This is a genomic window from Lysobacter changpingensis (assembly GCF_017308985.1).
Lineage (GTDB): Bacteria > Pseudomonadota > Gammaproteobacteria > Xanthomonadales > Xanthomonadaceae > Lysobacter_J > Lysobacter_J changpingensis.
The window spans coordinates 150009-166826 of sequence record NZ_JADWPE010000008.1 but is presented as its reverse complement, the minus strand read 5'-3'; the positions used below and the strand labels follow the sequence as shown (position 1 = coordinate 166826).

The window sequence follows — 16818 nt, the reverse complement described above, 5'->3', positions numbered from 1 at the left end:
TGCGCCCCCTTGGCTATGACCCTTGCCCTGAGGGTATCAAGGAATCCACGGGGGCGACCGAGATACTGGCGCCGAGGCCGCAGAGGGGTAACGGGAAGGGCTCGCGTTGGCGTCGAGCCTTCCCCTGTGAAGACAGTAAGAAAGTCTTGGCTTACTAGGCAGCAGCGGAAATGCCTAGGTTGCCTCTGGCCCCTAGAACAGACCCTGCTGCACTTTTTCGTTCGAGTCTTCGACAACGATCCCAGCCGGCGGCGCTCCGAGAGCCCCCTCAGCCTGCAACTCAGCTTCGGAAACCAGCGGGCCATTACAGACCTTGTCTAGCAAACTCGCCTGTTCTGGTTCCAACTCGACCAGTAGGGTCAACACGTTGAGCAAGTCCAGTAGGTCGGTCGTGTATTCGGCCAGCCAGTGGTCGGGCTGGATTGCCTGCAGAGGCGACGGCGGGCGCTTATCTCCCATTTGCGGTTTGCTACGGTCGCGTTTCCGATAGCTAAACCACTGGGTTATCACCTGCTTTCCATCGACCTCGTAGGCCCAGACCGCCGGCAATACATGATCGATGTAGCCATCGCTCCCGAGGTGTAGGCGCTGCTTTTCCGCGTCGTAGCGCAACTCCTCCGGCAGGGCCGCGTGGGGCGGAATGGCGCCGTCCTTCGGAACCGTCGGGCGCGCGTCGGCAGACACACGCGGTGCGCCTTCGGGCCGTCCCTGTCCCGCATCGGGCATGCGCTCGCCGTAGGTATGCAGCCAGATTACGCGCCGGCCGGTACTGGCGACGGCAGCAAAGGTGTCCCCATCGGCAGTGAACGGGATGCGCAAGCCGGGCGTGGTCAGGTCACCTTGGAACTTCGCCGTATACGCAGGATGCGCAGCGATGCCGGCGATATAGGCGAACACTTCTTCAGCGGTCGCGACGGCCTCCGCATTGTCTACTACCACTTCACGAGCCTCCGGTTCGTTGCTCGCGGGTATGGCAATGGGGATTTCCAGCACGAGGGAATCCAGTAGCGCCATATCTGCATCCATGCCCCTCGCGGCCTTTCCAATCTCGGTCTTGATCTTGGGTCGATCCAGCGCCGGGATTTCGGCGGGCATAGGCGTCGGCGGGGGATCATTAAGGCCATGTCGTAACAGCCTCATCTTCCAGTCCAAATCGACCGGAGCCGGCGGCGGCGGAGTGTAGAAGGCTCTCAACTCGCCGCTGTATATCCGCGCGTAGAGGTCGATTGCTGCTTCCCGGCTAGCGCCCAAGCGTTGCTCGATGAAGTAGTCGGCCAACCGGATGCGACGGGGTTCTGTGGGGTTTCCCATGGTGATCGGTTCGGGTCAGGCGGCGGGACGGAAGGCGATGACGTTGGATGTCGCCGCCGGGCTGGGTTCGCCCTTCTCGCAGGCGACGATGAAATTGGCCCACTTCTCCAGTGCTTCGCGGCGTTCGGGGATTTCCGAGCGCACGTCATAAACCCGATCCATGCCCTTCAGGACGTGATTCAGGGCGACCTCGGAGATTTCCTGAGAGACGCCCATGCTTCGCATGTGGCCCTTGGCCGTGGAGCGGGTGTCGTGGGGGGTGAATTTGCGGATTTCGATTTCCTTGCGGCCGAAGGCGCGGGTGATCGCCGCCCACAAGGTTGTTCCGGCCACATGCGTGTCCCCGCCCACGTTGCGCCTGCGCCGTTCCTGACGAGCCGGCAGCAGGTATTCCGATCCGCCGGAGAGTTCGATCAGCTCGCGGAACCAGCCGGCGACGGTGGGGGTGAGCGGCACCAGAAAGCCGGTGCGGGTCTTCACGTTCTCATCCGGCACCCACCATTCCTCGCGATCAAGATCGATGTCGGCCTTCTTCGCCTTCACCAGCTCGGCGGTACGGACACAGGTGGCCAGCAAAATGCGGAAGGCGAGGGCGTTCTCCAACCCGATGGTTTCTTCAATGCTCGGCAGGAGCGTCCGCAGCTCGTCCTCCGACAGCATCACGCGCTTCCGCACTGGGGGGCGGTTTCCCTTGAGCGCGTTCAGCTTGATGCCGGCGCAGGGGTTGGACGAAACGATGCTCAGGGCGATGGCGTGATCGAATAGCTGGGAGAGGGTGGTCTTGACCCGCCGGGTGATCGTCCACGTGCGCCTGATGTCGATCAGGACCGACACGATGTCGGTGGTGGTGATGCGCTGGACCTCGCGTGATCCGAGGCGGGGCAGCACAACTCCTTTGAGGTCGTATTCCCGGTACTTGCGCGTCCCCGGCGCGAGGCTTGCGTCCGTCAGGCACTTCTCCCGGTAGTCGTCCACCAGATCGCGCATGGTCCATGCCGCCATGGCGCGGGTCTTCCGCTCCTGCTTCTCGGCAGCAGGGTCGCGTCCTTCGTCGATAGCGGCACGGTGAGCGCGAGCCTTTTCACGCGCGGCGGCGAGTCCAATGTCGGGATAGCTCCCGAGGGTGAGTTCCTTACGGCGACCGCCGATGCGGAATCGGAGCACCCATGCGGCGGTGCCGCTTGCGGAGAGGGTGAATGTCAGGCCATCGCCGTCGGACTTTGCTACGGGCTCTCCCTTCGCGATCCAGCGCTTGATCTGGATGTCGCTGAGAAGGTGGGTCGTCTTTGCCATGGTGTCGTGCCCTTGGTGTTTGCTGGGTAGCTAGGCGGCTGGCTACCCAGCTAGCTACCCGGCTTCGTTGCAACGTTACGCAACGACGGGACACGTTGTGAAGCCCTTTTTCCGGCTAAAACAATTACCTAGAGGTAATGGCGCAACGACGGGAACGGACGTGGAACGCTAATAAAAATTCCAGCTGGCGATCTTCATGGCGCGCAGTGTAGCGAGCCGATGCGTCCGGCACACTTCGCGCGATGCCCGCGGCCGCGCGGCGCGGCATACTCGGGCATCACTTCCGAGCAAGCCGCCGCCATGCACTGGATCGATCTTCGCAGCGACACCGTCACCCGGCCCACCGACGCCATGCGCGAGGCGATGATGCGCTCGCCCGTCGGCGACGACGTGTACGGCGAGGATCCTTCCGTCAACGCGTTGCAGGCGCGGCTCGCCGACGAACTGGGCTTCGAGGCCGGCCTGTTCGTGCCCAGCGGCACGCAGTCCAACCTGATCGGCCTGATGGCGCATTGCCAGCGCGGCGACGAATACATCGTCGGCATGGACGCGCACACCTACAAATACGAAGGCGGCGGCGCGGCGGTGCTGGGCTCGATCCAGCCGCAGCCGATCGTCCATGCGCCCGACGGCACGCTGCCGCTGGACGCCGTGGAGCGTGCGATCAAGCCGATCGATCCGCATTTCGCGCGCACGCGCCTGCTGTGCCTGGAGAACACCTGGCACGGCCGCGCGCTGCCGCTGCAGTACCTGGCCGATGCGCGTGCGCTGTGCGATCGCCGGGGCCTTGCCCTGCACCTGGACGGCGCGCGCATGTTCAACGCGGCCGTCGCGCTGGGGGTCGCGCCGCGCGAGATCACGCGGCATTTCGACAGCGTCTCGGTGTGCCTGTCGAAGGGCCTCGGCGCGCCGGTCGGATCGGTGCTGCTCGGCACGCACGCGCTGATCGAATCGGCGAAGCGTTGGCGCAAGGTCGTCGGCGGCGGCATGCGGCAGGCGGGCATGCTGGCGGCTGCGGCCTCGTTCGCGCTGGACCATCACGTGGCGCGACTCGCCGACGACCACGCGCGTGCCGCGCGCCTTGCCGAAGGATTGCAGGGATTGAACGACATCCAGGTCGTCGCGCAGCACACCAACATGGTGTTCATCGACGTGCCGGTGGAGCGTCACGACGCGCTGCGCCGCGCGCTGGACGATGCGCACGTTCGTGTTTCGATCGGCTACACGCCGGCGATCCGGCTGGTCACGCATCTGGACGTGGATGACGAAGGTGTGGCGCGAACCGTCGAGGCGTTGCGGGCGTTCGCTTCGCGCTGACGTGGCCACGCGTCCGCTTCTGCAGCCCGGGTAAGCGAAGCGCACCCGGGATCGCGGGCGCCTCCCCGGGTGCGCTTCGCTTACCCGGGCTACAAGAGCTACACAGCTGGACGCGTTCGTGCGGCGTAGCCGCTACTTCGACAGCACCCGCACCATCCGATCGACGAAACCCCGATACGGCGGCTTCAGAAGATCGCTCCCCGCGAAGCCGCGCTGGCGGAACACCGGCAGCAGCTTGCTGAACGTGTCGAAGCCGGTGCGGCCGTGGATCGCGCCGATGCCGCTCGGGCCGATGCCGCCGAACGGCAGGTCGTGCGCGCCGAAGTGCAGCAGCGTGTCGTTCACCGTGACGCCGCCGGCGAGCGTGCCGGACACGATCGCGTCGATGCTGCGCGCATCGTTGCTGAAGGGGTATAACGCAAGCGGGCGATCCATCGAGCGGATGCGTTCGATCGCCTCGTCCAGCGTGCGGTACGAGAGCACCGGCAGGATCGGCCCGAAGATCTCATGACGCATCACCTCGCTGTCGGCCGGCGGTTCGGCCAGCAGCGTGGGCGGGAACACGCGTTCGCGTTCGAACCGTGCGCGCGCCTGTGCGTCGAGCCCCGCGGTCAGCGGCTCGAGCACGATCGTGCCGCGTGCGCGCGCATCGTCCACGTAGCCGCGAAGCCGTGCGTACTGCGCGTCGTTGATGATGCGGGTGTAATCCGGCGCCGTCGCATCGAAGTCCGGATAGCGCGCGCGCAGTTCGGACGTCAGCGCCTCCACGAACGCGCCCGCGCGCGCTTCGTCGACCAGCACGTAATCCACGCCGATGCAGGTCTGCCCGGCGTTGAACCACTTGCCGGTGGCGATGCGCGCGGCGGCCTTGGCGAGGTCGAAATCCGGGCACACGACCGCCGGTGCCTTGCCGCCCAGCTCCAGCGTCACCGGCGTGAGGTTCGGCGCGGCGGCGGCCATCACCTTGCGGCCGACCGCGGTGGAACCGGTGAACAGCAGATGGTCGAACGGCAGCGCGGCGAACGCGGCGCCCACCTCCGGGCCGCCGAGCGCGACGGCGACGCGATCTGGCGGGAACACCTGCGCGAGCAGGTCGCGCAGCCACTGGCCGGTGCGCGGCGTGTGTTCGGATGGCTTGAGATAGACGTGGTTGCCGGCGGCGATCGCCGACACCAGCGGCACCAGTGCGAGGTTCACCGGGTAATTCCACGGCGACAGGATGCCGACCACGCCCACCGGCTCGGGCACGATGCGCGCGCTCGCCGGCCAGAATCGCCAGCCCACCGTGGCGCGGCGCGGCTTCATCCAGCGGCGCAGGCGCCCGAGCGCGTGGTCGATTTCCGCCAGCACGATCATCGCCTCCGACAGCAGGTTCTCGTGCTGGCTGCGATGGCCGAAGTCGGCCCGGATCGCCGCGTCCATCGAATCGATGCGCGCGCGGAACTCGTCGCGAAGGCGCAGCAGGTCGGCGCGACGCTGCGCGCGGTCGGGCTTGCGGGCCTGCCACGCGGCGCGAAGGCGTTCGCGGGTGGCGGCGAGTTCGTCCAGCGGCGTGTCGGCGGTGATGTCCATGCGGACGAGTGTAGTCCCGCGCCATGGCGCTCCGGAGGGGCGAAAGCGGCGCACGGCGGGGGGCGGGACGGTCGGGTTGTGAATGGGGATGCCGGATTCGGGATTCGCAAAACCGGCGTGTCCTTGGCCGTACGAGTCACTGGCTCCCCGCAGCGCAGGAATGACGTCTGAAAGCTGTTGTCGAATCCCGAATCCCCAACCCCGCGCTAGACTTCCCCGCATGACCCTGCGCCCCTACCTCGACGCCTTTCCCACCCTCGGCGAACGCGTCTACATCGACCCGGCGGCGACGGTGATCGGCGACGTGACGCTCGGCGACGACGTGTCCGTCTGGCCGGGTTGCGTGATCCGCGGCGACGTCAATTCCATCCACATCGGGGCGCGCACCAGCGTGCAGGACGGGACGATCGTCCACGTCACCCACGAGGGGCCGTACACGCGGCCGGGCGGGCTGCCGACGGTGGTCGGCAACGACGTCACCATCGGCCACGGCGTGATCCTGCACGCCTGCACGCTCGACGACTTCTGCCTGGTCGGCATGGGCGCGCGCATCCTCGACGGGGCGCGCGTGCACCGGCACGGTTTCGTCGGCGCGGGCGCGGTGATCGCACCGGGCAAGCAGGTCGGCGAGGGCGAGCTGTGGCTGGGCAGTCCGGCGCGCTTCGTCCGCCGGCTGGACGACCGCGAGATCGAACAGTTGCACTACAGCGCCGCGCACTATGTACGATTGAAGGACCGCTACCTCGGCATGACCGGGTAGCGGGCGGCAGGTCGGGCAGGGGGCCGCGATCGCCGCATCCACCGGTGCCGGGACGGCATCGCGAACGCAATGGGGACTACATGGAAGGTTTCGAGTATCGCAATCCCTATGCGGCGCCCGCCGCGCAGGTCGTCGCGCCGGCCGATCACGAGGCAGGGCTGGAACCCGCCGATCGCGGCCGTCGCCTGGTCGCCTACCTGATCGACCTGGGCATCTATCTCGCGCTGCTGCTGCCGGCCTTCATCGGCCTGCTGCGGTACAAGCCCGAGCGCGGCATCGGTGCGCTGGGTGGCTCGCTGATCATGTTCTCGGTGGTGTGCGTGATCGCGCTCTTCGTTTACTGGTGCGTGCTGATGCACCGCGAAGGCCAGAGCATCGGCAAGCGCGCGATGGGCATGCGCGTGGTGCGCACCGACGGCAGCCGCGCGGGCCTGCGTCGCATGATCGTGCTGCGCTATTTCGTGCCCGGCCTGATCGGCGGCATTCCGTACGTGGGCTGGGTGTTCTCGCTGGCCAACGTGCTGTGGATCTTCGGCGAGGAACGCCGCTGCCTGCACGACCTCATCTGCGACACGATGGTCGTCAACGTCTGATGCTCGACACGTACCGGAAAGTCGTGACGCCGGAGGGCGTGGCCCTCCACCTGCCCGCCGCCGGCCCGGTGCCGCGCGCGCTGGCGTGGCTGGTCGACTTCCTCATACGCATGGCCGTGATGATGGTGATGGGCATGTTCCTGGGCGCGTTCGGCCGCGGCGGCATGGGCTTCTACGCGGTGGGGATGTTCCTGGTGTACTGGTTCTATCCGATCGTGTTCGAGGCGATGTGGGACGGCCGCACGCCGGGCAAGCGCTCGCTCGGCCTGCGCGTGATCGCCGCCAACGGCGCGCCGGTGGGCTGGCTCGCGGCGTTCACGCGCAACCTGCTCCGCGTGGTCGACATGCTGCCGCTCGCCTACGCCACCGGGCTGGTGTCGAGCCTGCTCGATCCCTGGGGCCGACGCCTGGGCGACATGGTCGCCGGCACGCTGGTCGTGCACGAGGCCCGCCCGCGCGAACCGCAGCCGGCGGCCGTCGATGCCGCGATGGCGCCGTCGATCGCGCTGCGTCCGTACGAACAGGCGGCGCTGGTCGCCTTCGCAGAACGCGGCCCGCGCCTGAGCGAAGCGCGCCAGGCGGAACTGGCGGACCTCGCCGAACCGCTCACCGGCGCGCGCGGCACGCTCGCGGTCACGCGGCTGTATCGCATGGCGAACTGGTTGCTGGGGCGGAGGTGAGAGCCGTGATCCGGGATCGGGGATTCGGGATTCGCAATGCGCCGTCGCGTGGCTGCGGGCTGCTGCGCGACGCAACGGAATCCGGCTGTCCCGCAGATCGCGACATCGCATCCCGAAACCCAAATCCCGAATCCCGGCTTCAACCGCCATGAAGCAGGAACACTTCGTCCAGCGCCATCAGGCCGAATGGATCGCCTTCGAGCACTGGCTCGACGCGCGCGGCGAGAGCGCGCGCAAGGCGCGCACGGAGCGGCGCAACTGGCACGGCCTGCACGACGCCGACATGCCATCGCGGTATCGCCGCCTGTGCCAGCAGCTCGCGCTCGCGCGTCGTCGCGGCTACAGCCCGGTGGTGACCGACCGGCTGCAGGCGCTGATGCATCGCGGCCACGGACTGCTGTACCGCACCCCGGTGCCGCGCTGGCGCCGCGCCGCGGAATTCCTGATCGCCGGCTTCCCGCGCCTGGTGCGCGCCGAACGCGGCTGCATGCTCGCCGCGTTCGTGCTGCTGTGGCTGCCGGCGGTGATCATCTTCGCCGCGATCCAGCACCAGCCGGAGCTGTCGTCCTCGCTGTTCGATCCCGTGCAGCTGATGCAGTTCGAACGCATGTACGACCCGGCCGATCCCGCGCGCAAGCTCGGGCGCGATTCGGGCACGGACGTCGCGATGTTCGGCCACTACGTGTGGAACAACGTCAGCATCGGTTTCCGCACCTTCGCCAGCGGGCTGCTCGCGGGCATCGGCGCGATCGTCGTCCTGCTGACCAACGGCGTGATGATGGGCGGCGTCGCCGGGCACCTGCAGGCGGTGGGACATGGCGATCCGTTCTGGCGCTTCGTCGCCGCGCATTCGGCACCGGAACTGACCGCGATAGTCATCGCCGGCGGTGCCGGCCTGCGGCTCGGACTGTCGCTGATCGCGCCCGGCCAGCTCCGGCGCGTGGACGCGCTGGTCGCCAGTGGACGACGCGGCGCGCTGCTGTGCGTGGGCGTGTTCGCGATGCTGGTGTTCGCCGCGTTCGTGGAAGCGTTCTGGTCGTCGATCGCGTGGATGCCGGCGTGGATCAAGTACAGCGTCGGCGGCGCGCTGTGGACGCTCACCCTCGCGTGGCTGCTGCTCGGCGGCCGGCACCTTCCGGTGGAGGACGCGGGCGCATGAGGATCGAATCGCTCACCGTCGCGCTGCGTCCGCGCACGCCGTGGGAGGCGGTCGAGCTCGGCACCGCGCTGGTGCGCCGCCATGCGGCGGCCATTTGGAAACCGTGGCTGCTGCTCACGCTGCCGTTGTTCGCGCTGTGCAACGCGCTGGCGTGGTCGCTCGATGCGTTGTGGCTGGGCGGATTGCTGATGTGGTGGCTGAAGCCGGCGTTCGACCGCATCCCGCTGTTCGTGCTGTCGCGCGCGGTGTTCGGCGACGTGCCGACGACCCGGCAGACGCTCGCGGCGCAGCGTAGCTGGGGCCGGTCGTGGCTGCCCGCATACCTGCTGTGGCGGCGGTTGAGCCCATTGCGTTCGATCAACCTGCCGGTGGACCTGCTCGAAGGCGCGCGCGGCCAGGACGCGCGCGAACGCCGCCGCGCGCTCGGTGCGCCGGTCAACGGCGTCGGCATGCTGGTCACGCTGGTGTGCCTGCATTTCGAACTGGCGGTGTACGTGGGCGTGGCGACGCTCGCGGTGGTGTTCGTGCCCGACGACTACGTGCAGCAGACGATGACGCGCGCCTGGGCCGTGCTGCGCGAATCGCCGCCGTGGATCGGCCTGCTTTCCAACGCGCTCGCGTGGATCGCCGCGACGCTGATCGAACCGTTCTACGTCGGCGCGGGCTTCGGCCTGTACCTCAACCGCCGCACCGAAGTGGAGGCGTGGGACATCGAACTCGCCCTGCGCCGCCTGCGCGATCGCCTGCTGCGCGGCGCGACGCCGATGGTGCTGCTGCTCGCGCTGGCCGTTGCATTCGCGCCGGGCGGCGCACACGCGCAGGATGCAGGCGAGGTGCGCGACGGCGAACGCGTCGTCGCCCAGGCCGACGACTCGGACGAAGCGCCGCGCGTCACGCTCGAACAGGTCTTCGGCCAGGTCGCCGACGAAACCGGCCTGCGCGAGGGCGTGCACGCGCAGATGACGCCGCAGCCCGCACCGCCGCCGACGATCGCCTCGCCCGGTGGCGTCGGCACCGCCGGCGGGCAGGGCGTCGCGAACGGCAGCGGACGCGCGCTCGCCGGCGACGCCAGCCTGCGTCGCGCGGTGAAGCGGGCGTACGCGGACCCGACCGTCACGCCCAAGCGCAAGGTCGTGTCGTGGAAGAAGCGCAACGCGAAGAAGGACGAGCCGAAGAAGACGCCGGATGCGCCGCCGCTGCGCGCATTGGGCGAATTCCTCGCGATGATCGGCGAGTACGGCCTGTGGATCGTCTTCGCCGCGCTGGCGGTCGTGCTCGCGGTGACCGCGCCGCGCTGGCTGGCGTGGTTCCGCGGCGGCCTCGCGCGCGAAGGCCGCGAGCCCGACGAAGTCCGCCGCGATCGCGCCGACGAACCACCGCCGCCGCTGCCGGAAGACATTCCCTCCGCCATCCGCCGCCTGTGGCGCGAAGGTCGCCAGCGCGAGGCGCTCGCGATGCTGTACCGCGCCAGCGTCGAGACCATGGTCGCGCGCACGCAGGCCGTGCTGGTACCCGGCGCGACCGAGGCCGAAGTGCTGCGCGCCTCGCGCAAGCTGCCGCTCGGCGAGGATCGCGACGCCTTCGCGCGCGCGGTGCGCACGTGGCAGTACGCGGCATACGCGCACAGCTTCCCGGCGGGCGAGGATTTCGAGGTACTGCTGGGCGAGCTCGCCGCGCGTTTCGGCTGGAGCGCCTCCGCACGTCCTGATGCGAGCGTGCCCGCATGAGGCTCACGCGCAGGCACGGACTGATCGCGCTCCTCGCCGTCGCCGTCCTCGCGGCGCTGGCGGCCGGCTACGCGTGGTGGCAGCACAATTACGAACGCACCGAGGAATGGGTCGACCTGCCGCGCACCGGCGAGGCCAGGCGCAATCCGCTGTACGTGCTCAAGCTGGCGCTGATCGCCGACGGCGTGAAGGCGCAGGCGCGCGCGCGCCTGCAGCTGGACGGCGTGACGCTCGGACCGCGCGACACCGTGCTGCTCTACAACGACCCGCGCACGCTCACCGCGAAGGACTCGGCCGCGCTGCTGGAATGGGTCGAGCGCGGCGGCCACCTGCTGCTGCGCACGCCACCGCCGGGACCGCTGGACCTGGAGCAACCGCTGCCGGTGCTCGAGGCGTTCGGGGTGTATCCGCGTTCCGACCAGCTCTGCGCCGGCCTGGACGTGCAAGGCGAGGATCCGCACGTCGAGTTCTGCCGCGGCCGTCGCCTCGACGTCGAGGACCTCGAATCGACCGCGTCGCTGCATTGGGGCGAGCCGGACATCGGCTACGTCTTCGTACGCGTTCCGCACGGGCGCGGCACGCTCGACGTGCTGTCCGACTTCGATTTCCTCGACAACGATTCGCTGAAGGACGGTCCGCACATCGCGCTGACGCGGCAGCTGCTCGATCCGAACTACCGCGCCGGCACCGTGCACCTCATCTACGAAGCGCGGATGCCGTCGTTCTGGATGACGCTGGCGCGCGACCACTGGCGCATCTGGCTGCCGTTGCTGCTCGCGCTGCTGGCGTGGCTGTGGCGGCGCTCGCAGCGCTTCGGCCCGCTGCTGGCCTCGCCCGCGGTGGAGCGGCGCTCGCTGCTGGAGCACGTCACCGCCAGCGGCGAACACGTCTACCGCTACGGCTACGCGCACCTGCTGCACGAAGCCGCGCGCAAGGCCTTCCTCGCGCGCCTTCGCCGTCGCGATCCGCAGGCCGCCGCGCTGGAAGGCGATGCGCAGGCGGCGATGCTGTCCGAACGCTTCGGCCTGTCGCCGGGCGAGATCCGCGACGCCCTCTCCACGCCCATCGCGCGCGACCACGCCGCGTTCCGCAGCCGCATCGCGCTGCTGATGCGCATGCGCAACTCACTCTGACTTTCGACCGGGAAACCACACCATGAACGCCGACGCCGCTCCCGCTCCCCTCGTTCCGATCACCGGCGAAGCCCTGGCCGCGCGTGCGGCCGCGGTGCGCGACGAGGTCGGCAAGGCCTTCATCGGACAGGAAGCGGCGCTCGACCAGATCCTGATCGCGCTGCTCGCCGGCGGCCACGTGCTGATCGAAGGCGTGCCGGGCCTGGGCAAGACGCTGCTGGTGCGCGCGCTGTCGCGAGCGATCGATTGCAGCTTCGCGCGCGTGCAGTTCACGCCGGACCTGATGCCCAGCGACATCAGCGGCCACGCCGTGTGGAACCCGAAGACCGAGACGTTCAACATCCGTCGCGGCCCGGTGTTCACCCACCTGCTGCTGGCCGACGAAATCAACCGCGCGCCGGCGAAGACGCAGTCGGCGCTGCTGGAGGCGATGCAGGAACTGCAGGTCACCATCGAAGGCCACAGCTTCCAGCTGACGCCGCCGTTCCTCACGCTCGCCACGCAGAACCCGGTCGAGCAGGAGGGCACGTACCCGCTGCCCGAAGCGCAGCTGGACCGCTTCCTGCTGAAGGTGCTGATCGGCTATCCCACGCGCGCCGACGAGAAGCGCATGGTCGCCGCGGTGAGCCAGGGCCGCGCGGCGTCGGACTTCGACCTGTCGCAGGTGGCGCGCGTGCTCGGGCCGCAGGAGATCGTCGCCATGCAGGCCGGCACCGCGCGGGTCGCCGTGGACGATGCGGTGATCGACTACGCGGTGCGCATCGTCGCCGCGACGCGCGACTGGGCCGGCATCGCGCTCGGCGCCGGCCCGCGCGGCAGCCTCGCGCTGGTGCGTGCGGCACGCGCGCAGGCCGTGTTGTCGGGCCGGGATTTCGTCACGCCCGACGACGTCCGTGAGATCGCCAAGCCCGCGCTGCGCCATCGCATCGCGCTGGCGCCGGAGCTGCAGATCGAAGGCCAGTCGCCGGACGACGTGCTGCACGCGTTGCTGGCGAAGGTCGAGGCGCCGCGGAAGTAAGCGCATCCACCCACCGATCGAAGGAGCGAACGCGTGAACGAGTCCTACAACCCGTATGAAGTCGCGCCGATGTCCCGCGCGGACGCCGCCGCGGCGCCGCGCCCGGAACGCGACGCGATCGACGCGCTGCGCGTGTCGGCCACGTGGAAGCGCCGCTTCCGGCTGATCGACAAGGCCGGCGGCCCCGAGCTGCCGCACCTGCGCGATCTCACGTTCGGCGAGCGCATGTCGATCAACTTCAGTGTCCTGGGCTTCTTCTTCGGCCCGATCTATTACCTGTGCAAGGGTTTGTGGCGGCCGGCGATCGCCTACTTCGGCGTCGCGTTCCTCATCGCGTTCATCGCCGCGCTGGCCGGGCTGGACTTCCTGGGCAAGGCGGCCGGCTACGGCAGCGCGGCCGTGTACGCGATGCGCGCCGGCATCCTGTACTACCGCAAGAAGGTGCTCGGGGAGGAGCCGTGGTTCTAGCATTGCCTCGCCCCGCGCCGGTCGCGCTCGCACTGTTCGTGCTGTGGTCGATGCACGGGCTTGCGGTGGCGTTCGGCGTGGCGACGGCGCATTCGTGGACGCTCGCCGGCCTTGCGCTGCTGGGCCTGCTGCTGCTCGATCTCGCGCTGCTCTGGCGCGCGCCGACGCCGCATGTCGAACGGCGTCTCGCCGATACCTGGCCGATCGGCATCGAGCGGCCGGTGACGCTTGTGCTCGAAGGCGCCGGACGCCAGCGCCTGGACGTGTTCGACCTGCATCCCGGCGGCTGGCGCATGCAGGGATTGCCGCGTCGCCTGTCGCTGCGTCGCGGCGAACAGGCGAGCTTCGACTACCACCTGCGCGCCAATGCGCGCGGCGATTTCCGCTTCGACGGCGTGCAACTGCGCCTGCATTCGCCGCTGCGGCTATGGTGGCAGTCGCGCGTGGCGGGCGATGCGCAGGACGTGCGGGTGTTCCCCAACTTCGCGCCGCTGGCGAAGTTCGCGATGTTCAGCGCGGAGCAGGCGTCGCGGCTGGTGGGCGCGCATCTGCGGCGGCGGCGCGGTGAAGGCACCGATTTCCACCAGATGCGCGAATACCGCATCGGCGACAGCCTGCGGCAGATCGACTGGAAGGCGACGGCGCGGGCGCGCCGGTTGATCTCGCGCGAGTACCAGGACGAGAAGAACCAGCAACTGGTGCTGCTGCTCGACACCGGCCGCCGCCTGCTCGCGCGCGACGGCGAGCTGGCGCATTTCGACCACGTGCTCGATGCGGCGCTGGTGGTGGCGTATCTCGCGCTGCGGCAGGGCGATGCGGTGGGCCTGCTCGCCAGCGGCGGCGCCGGCGCGTGGGTGCCGCCGCGCCGCGGCGTGGGCGCGATCGACGAACTGCTGCGCGCGACCTACGCGTTGCAGCCGCAGCCGGTGGCGACGGACTTCCTCGCCGCGGCGACGGATCTGTCGGTGCGGCAGCGGCGGCGTTCGCTGGTGATGCTGGTGACGAACCTGCGCGACGAGGACATGGACGACCTGCTCGCGGCGGTGACGATGCTGCGCAAGCGGCACCTGGTCTGCGTGGCGAGTCTGCGCGAAGGCTCGCTCGACGCGGCGCTGGCCGAACCGGTGCAGGACCTCCCGGGCGCGATCCGCGCGGGCGCGACGGCGCAGTACCTGGAACAGCGCAACGCGGCGCACGAGGCGCTGCGCAACCATGGCGTGATGGTGCTGGACGTGGCGTGCAACGAGCTTGCGGCGTCGCTGGTGGAGCGGTATCTGGCGGTGAAGCGGGACGGGTTGTTGTAGGGGTTGTCCGTGGTGTGGGGCGATGGGGGTTTTGTTTCCGCTTGCGCTCCCGCTTCGGGGCACTCCATCGACGGCTCCACGATCTTCTCGGGAAGACGGTGCCGCTCTTGTAGCCCGGGTAAGCGGAGCGCACCCGGGGAGCCGTACAGCGCTCCGTAGCGCTCCGGTGCTTCGAACCCGGGTGCGCTTCGCTTACCCGGCTACAAAAACGGGTGCGGTGAAATTCGCACAGCCCCGATCTCGCCCAATCACCCCGCCGGCCGCGTCAACCGCTCCAGCTCCAGCAACGTCTCCATCGCCGCCTCACGCGACCCCCCGCACATCTCCGCCTGGGGCCGCAGCGACGCGCAGAACGCCGGCCGTTCGGGCGAGCCGAACAAGCGGCAGCGATACTCGTCGTCCAGCTGCACGCACGGCATGCCGGCGGGTTTGCCATGCGGCATTCCCGGAATCGGCGAGCTGATCGACGGCGCGATGCAGCACGCGCCGCAGCCGGCGCGACAGTCCATGACGGTTTGCTCAGTCGGCGGTGACGAGTTCGGCGCGATGTTCGCGCAGGATCTCGTACACCTCGTCCGTTTCCGGACGCACGCCGTGCCAGCGCAGGAAGCTTTCCGCCGCCTGTTCCACCAGCATGCCCAGGCCGTCGATGCAGTCGTGCGCGCCGGCCGCGCGCGCCCAGGCGAGGAACGGAATCGCCACCTCGCCATAGCTCAGGTCCACCGCCGCGGTGCGCGGATTCGCCAGCGCGATCGGCAGCGACGGCAGGCCGTCGGCGCGCGCGGCGGAGGTCGCGTTCACGATCAGGTCGAACGTGCCCAGCGTGTCGACGTCGCGCAGGTAACGCGGGTGCACGCGGCCGGGCATCGCCAGCGCGTCGGCCAGCGCATCGGCGCGCTCGGGCGTGCGGTTGACGATGTAGAGATCGCCGATCCCCGCATCCAGCAACGCCGGCGCGACGCCACGCGCGGCCCCGCCGGCGCCGATCAGCAGCGTGCGGCGCGAGCGCAGGTCCAGGCCCTGGCGTTCGGTGAGGTCGCGCACCAGGCCGACGCCGTCGGTGTTGTCGCCTTCCCAGCCGGTGGCGGTGCGCACCAGCGTGTTCACCGCGCCGGCGCGGCGCGCGCGTTCGGTCAGCGTCGTGCAGACCGGGACCGCGCGGTTCTTGTGCGGAAGCGTGACGTTGGCGCCGAGGCCGCCTTCGGCCGCGAACTCCGCGACGATCGCGTCGAACAACTCCGGCGGCGCGTCCATCGCGGTGTATTCCAGCGCGATGCCCGCCTGCCGGCCGAACGCCGCGTGGATGCGCGGCGACAGCGAATGCGCGACCGGATGGCCGATGACGGCGAAGCGCTTGACCGCGGCCGGATTTGCGACGGAGGCGAAGTTGGACACGGGGGACCCTCGCATAGACTGGAGTTCACACACTCAGGAGACGCACGATGCCACACGTCCCGGCCTTGGTTCGAAGGCGCCGCCGGTTCCGGCACATCCTGGCGCCCGGCGTGGCGTGCGCGATCGCGCTGTCCGGGCCGGCTGCGGCCTTCCTGTCCGAGTTCGGCATCGAAGGCATGGGCGTGGTGTCGACCAGGGCCAGCGAGATCCGCGGCAGCGTCAGCCCGGACGGCCAGCATATCGTCTGGGGCAGCACCGATCGTGAAGGCGGCGCGGGCGGCTGGGATCTGTGGCAGGCGCGCCTGAAGGACGGCCGCTGGCAGGACGCCCGTCCGCTGCCGCTCAATTCGAAGGCGAACGACTTCGACCCGCTGTTCAGCGCGGACGGTCGCTGGCTGTACTTCTTCTCCAACCGCCCCGGTGGCGTGGGCGGCGACGACCTGTATCGCGCGGCGGTGAACGCCGACGGCAGTTTCGGCACGCCACGGAACCTCGGTCGCGGCGTCAACACGCGCGGCGACGAATGGGCGCCGACGCCGGCGCGCGACGGCCGGTCGCTCCTGTTCGCAAGCGATGGCCACGGCGGCGCGGGCGGGCACGATCTGTTCGTCGCGCGGTGGGATGGCAACGCGTTCGTCGATGCGAAGCCCGTGCCTGGCGTGAACACGAAGGCCGACGAGTTCGACGCCGCATGGCTCGGCGACGGCCGCACGCTGGTGATTGCGCGCTCGCAGGACCCGGCGACGAAGCCGGTGCGGTTGTTCCTCGCGCATTGCGATGGCGCGCGTTACGCCGACGCGGGGCCGCTGGCGCTGTCGTTCAACACGCCGGACGCGACGACGCTGGGTCCCGCGGTGGACTGGAACAAGCCGGGCGAGTTGCTCGTCAGTGGCACCGCGAAGTCGCCGCGCGCGGGGAAACTGGATGTTTACCGGATGAAGGCGCCGGCGGTGGAAGGGAAGGCGGGGTGCGTGGAGTGATGTCCAGGCGCTCTTGTGGCCCGGGTAAGCGAAGCGCACCCGGGTAGCGCGCCGGGCCCCGGGTGCGCTTCGCTTACCCGGGCTACAAAAAGCGTTTTCGTCGGACGT

Annotated in this window: 16 protein-coding genes; 11 read left to right on the top strand and 5 right to left on the bottom strand. The window is 69.4% G+C overall.

Features of this window, described 5'->3' with window-relative positions:
- Positions 1-192 precede the first annotated feature (192 nt).
- Complete coding sequence (locus I4U41_RS18145; protein ID WP_206862577.1) at positions 193-1278, bottom strand: type ISP restriction/modification enzyme; 1086 nt, start codon at positions 1276-1278, stop codon at positions 193-195.
- Between the two features lie 48 nt (positions 1279-1326).
- Positions 1327-2604 carry a tyrosine-type recombinase/integrase gene (locus I4U41_RS18140; protein WP_206862576.1) on the bottom strand — a complete coding sequence of 426 codons (1278 nt, stop codon included), beginning with the start codon at positions 2602-2604 and terminating at the stop codon, positions 1327-1329.
- 300 nt (positions 2605-2904) lie between these two features.
- Here I4U41_RS18140 and ltaE point away from each other — a divergent pair, with 300 nt between their 5' ends.
- Entirely contained in the window at positions 2905-3921 is a 1017-nt protein-coding gene (gene ltaE, locus I4U41_RS18135; RefSeq protein WP_206862575.1) for a low-specificity L-threonine aldolase, read from the top strand.
- A gap of 132 nt (positions 3922-4053) precedes the next feature.
- Here ltaE and I4U41_RS18130 read toward each other — a convergent pair whose 3' ends face one another.
- Positions 4054-5493, bottom strand: a complete 1440-nt coding sequence (locus I4U41_RS18130) for a coniferyl aldehyde dehydrogenase (protein ID WP_206862574.1) — start codon at positions 5491-5493, stop codon at positions 4054-4056.
- A 220-nt stretch (positions 5494-5713) separates the two neighbouring features.
- On the opposite strand from I4U41_RS18130, the gene I4U41_RS18125 reads away from it, so the two are divergent.
- The 9 genes from I4U41_RS18125 to I4U41_RS18085 all read left to right on the top strand — a co-directional run bounded on the left by I4U41_RS18125 (position 5714) and on the right by I4U41_RS18085 (position 14335).
- Positions 5714-6253 carry a gamma carbonic anhydrase family protein gene (locus I4U41_RS18125; RefSeq protein ID WP_206862573.1) on the top strand — a complete coding sequence of 180 codons (540 nt, stop codon included), beginning with the start codon at positions 5714-5716 and terminating at the stop codon, positions 6251-6253.
- Positions 6254-6333: 80 nt separating this feature from the next.
- Positions 6334-6846: an RDD family protein gene (locus tag I4U41_RS18120; protein WP_206862572.1), complete on the top strand. Its 513-nt coding sequence runs from the start codon at positions 6334-6336 to the stop codon at positions 6844-6846.
- Positions 6846-7526 (top strand): RDD family protein, encoded by a 681-nt coding sequence (locus tag I4U41_RS18115; RefSeq protein ID WP_206862571.1) that lies wholly within the window; start codon positions 6846-6848, stop codon positions 7524-7526. Before I4U41_RS18120 ends, I4U41_RS18115 begins: the two co-directional genes overlap by 1 nt.
- A 148-nt stretch (positions 7527-7674) precedes the next feature.
- Positions 7675-8685, top strand: coding sequence for a stage II sporulation protein M (locus tag I4U41_RS18110; protein ID WP_206862570.1), 1011 nt, complete (start codon positions 7675-7677; stop codon positions 8683-8685).
- Positions 8682-10412, top strand: coding sequence for a DUF4129 domain-containing protein (locus I4U41_RS18105; RefSeq protein WP_206862569.1), 1731 nt, complete (start codon positions 8682-8684; stop codon positions 10410-10412). The genes I4U41_RS18110 and I4U41_RS18105 overlap by 4 nt, the downstream gene beginning before the upstream one ends.
- Positions 10409-11545 carry a DUF4350 domain-containing protein gene (locus tag I4U41_RS18100; RefSeq protein WP_206862568.1) on the top strand — a complete coding sequence of 379 codons (1137 nt, stop codon included), beginning with the start codon at positions 10409-10411 and terminating at the stop codon, positions 11543-11545. Before I4U41_RS18105 ends, I4U41_RS18100 begins: the two co-directional genes overlap by 4 nt.
- A gap of 22 nt (positions 11546-11567) precedes the next feature.
- Positions 11568-12563, top strand: a complete 996-nt coding sequence (locus I4U41_RS18095) for an AAA family ATPase (protein ID WP_206862567.1) — start codon at positions 11568-11570, stop codon at positions 12561-12563.
- 33 nt (positions 12564-12596) lie between these two features.
- Positions 12597-13031, top strand: a complete 435-nt coding sequence (locus I4U41_RS18090) for a DUF2628 domain-containing protein (RefSeq protein WP_320415218.1) — start codon at positions 12597-12599, stop codon at positions 13029-13031.
- Positions 13032-13081: 50 nt separating this feature from the next.
- Positions 13082-14335 carry a DUF58 domain-containing protein gene (locus tag I4U41_RS18085; RefSeq protein WP_206862603.1) on the top strand — a complete coding sequence of 418 codons (1254 nt, stop codon included), beginning with the start codon at positions 13082-13084 and terminating at the stop codon, positions 14333-14335.
- A 248-nt stretch (positions 14336-14583) separates the two neighbouring features.
- On the opposite strand, the gene I4U41_RS18080 is transcribed toward I4U41_RS18085, so the two are convergent.
- Positions 14584-14844 carry a YkgJ family cysteine cluster protein gene (locus tag I4U41_RS18080; protein ID WP_206862566.1) on the bottom strand — a complete coding sequence of 87 codons (261 nt, stop codon included), beginning with the start codon at positions 14842-14844 and terminating at the stop codon, positions 14584-14586.
- Between the two features lie 10 nt (positions 14845-14854).
- Entirely contained in the window at positions 14855-15730 is an 876-nt protein-coding gene (aroE, locus tag I4U41_RS18075; protein WP_320415217.1) for a shikimate dehydrogenase, read from the bottom strand.
- Between the two features lie 47 nt (positions 15731-15777).
- On the opposite strand from aroE, the gene I4U41_RS18070 reads away from it, so the two are divergent.
- Positions 15778-16710 carry a TolB family protein gene (locus tag I4U41_RS18070; RefSeq protein ID WP_206862564.1) on the top strand — a complete coding sequence of 311 codons (933 nt, stop codon included), beginning with the start codon at positions 15778-15780 and terminating at the stop codon, positions 16708-16710.
- Positions 16711-16818 lie beyond the last annotated feature (108 nt).

What these genes read in the sequence shown, in the direction of transcription:
- I4U41_RS18070 (WP_206862564.1), top strand. Translation starts at nt 15,778, where the DNA reads ATGCCACACGTCCCGGCCTTGGTTCGAAGGCGCCGCCGGTTCCGGCAC.
- I4U41_RS18085 (WP_206862603.1), top strand. Translation starts at nt 13,082, where the DNA reads ATGCACGGGCTTGCGGTGGCGTTCGGCGTGGCGACGGCGCATTCGTGG.
- I4U41_RS18120 (WP_206862572.1), top strand. Translation starts at nt 6,334, where the DNA reads ATGGAAGGTTTCGAGTATCGCAATCCCTATGCGGCGCCCGCCGCGCAG.
- ltaE (WP_206862575.1), top strand. Translation starts at nt 2,905, where the DNA reads ATGCACTGGATCGATCTTCGCAGCGACACCGTCACCCGGCCCACCGAC.
- I4U41_RS18125 (WP_206862573.1), top strand. Translation starts at nt 5,714, where the DNA reads ATGACCCTGCGCCCCTACCTCGACGCCTTTCCCACCCTCGGCGAACGC.
- I4U41_RS18140 (WP_206862576.1), bottom strand. Translation starts at nt 2,604, where the DNA reads ATGGCAAAGACGACCCACCTTCTCAGCGACATCCAGATCAAGCGCTGG.
- I4U41_RS18100 (WP_206862568.1), top strand. Translation starts at nt 10,409, where the DNA reads ATGAGGCTCACGCGCAGGCACGGACTGATCGCGCTCCTCGCCGTCGCC.
- I4U41_RS18115 (WP_206862571.1), top strand. Translation starts at nt 6,846, where the DNA reads ATGCTCGACACGTACCGGAAAGTCGTGACGCCGGAGGGCGTGGCCCTC.
- I4U41_RS18110 (WP_206862570.1), top strand. Translation starts at nt 7,675, where the DNA reads ATGAAGCAGGAACACTTCGTCCAGCGCCATCAGGCCGAATGGATCGCC.
- I4U41_RS18095 (WP_206862567.1), top strand. Translation starts at nt 11,568, where the DNA reads ATGAACGCCGACGCCGCTCCCGCTCCCCTCGTTCCGATCACCGGCGAA.
- I4U41_RS18130 (WP_206862574.1), bottom strand. Translation starts at nt 5,493, where the DNA reads ATGGACATCACCGCCGACACGCCGCTGGACGAACTCGCCGCCACCCGC.
- I4U41_RS18080 (WP_206862566.1), bottom strand. Translation starts at nt 14,844, where the DNA reads ATGGACTGTCGCGCCGGCTGCGGCGCGTGCTGCATCGCGCCGTCGATC.
- I4U41_RS18105 (WP_206862569.1), top strand. Translation starts at nt 8,682, where the DNA reads ATGAGGATCGAATCGCTCACCGTCGCGCTGCGTCCGCGCACGCCGTGG.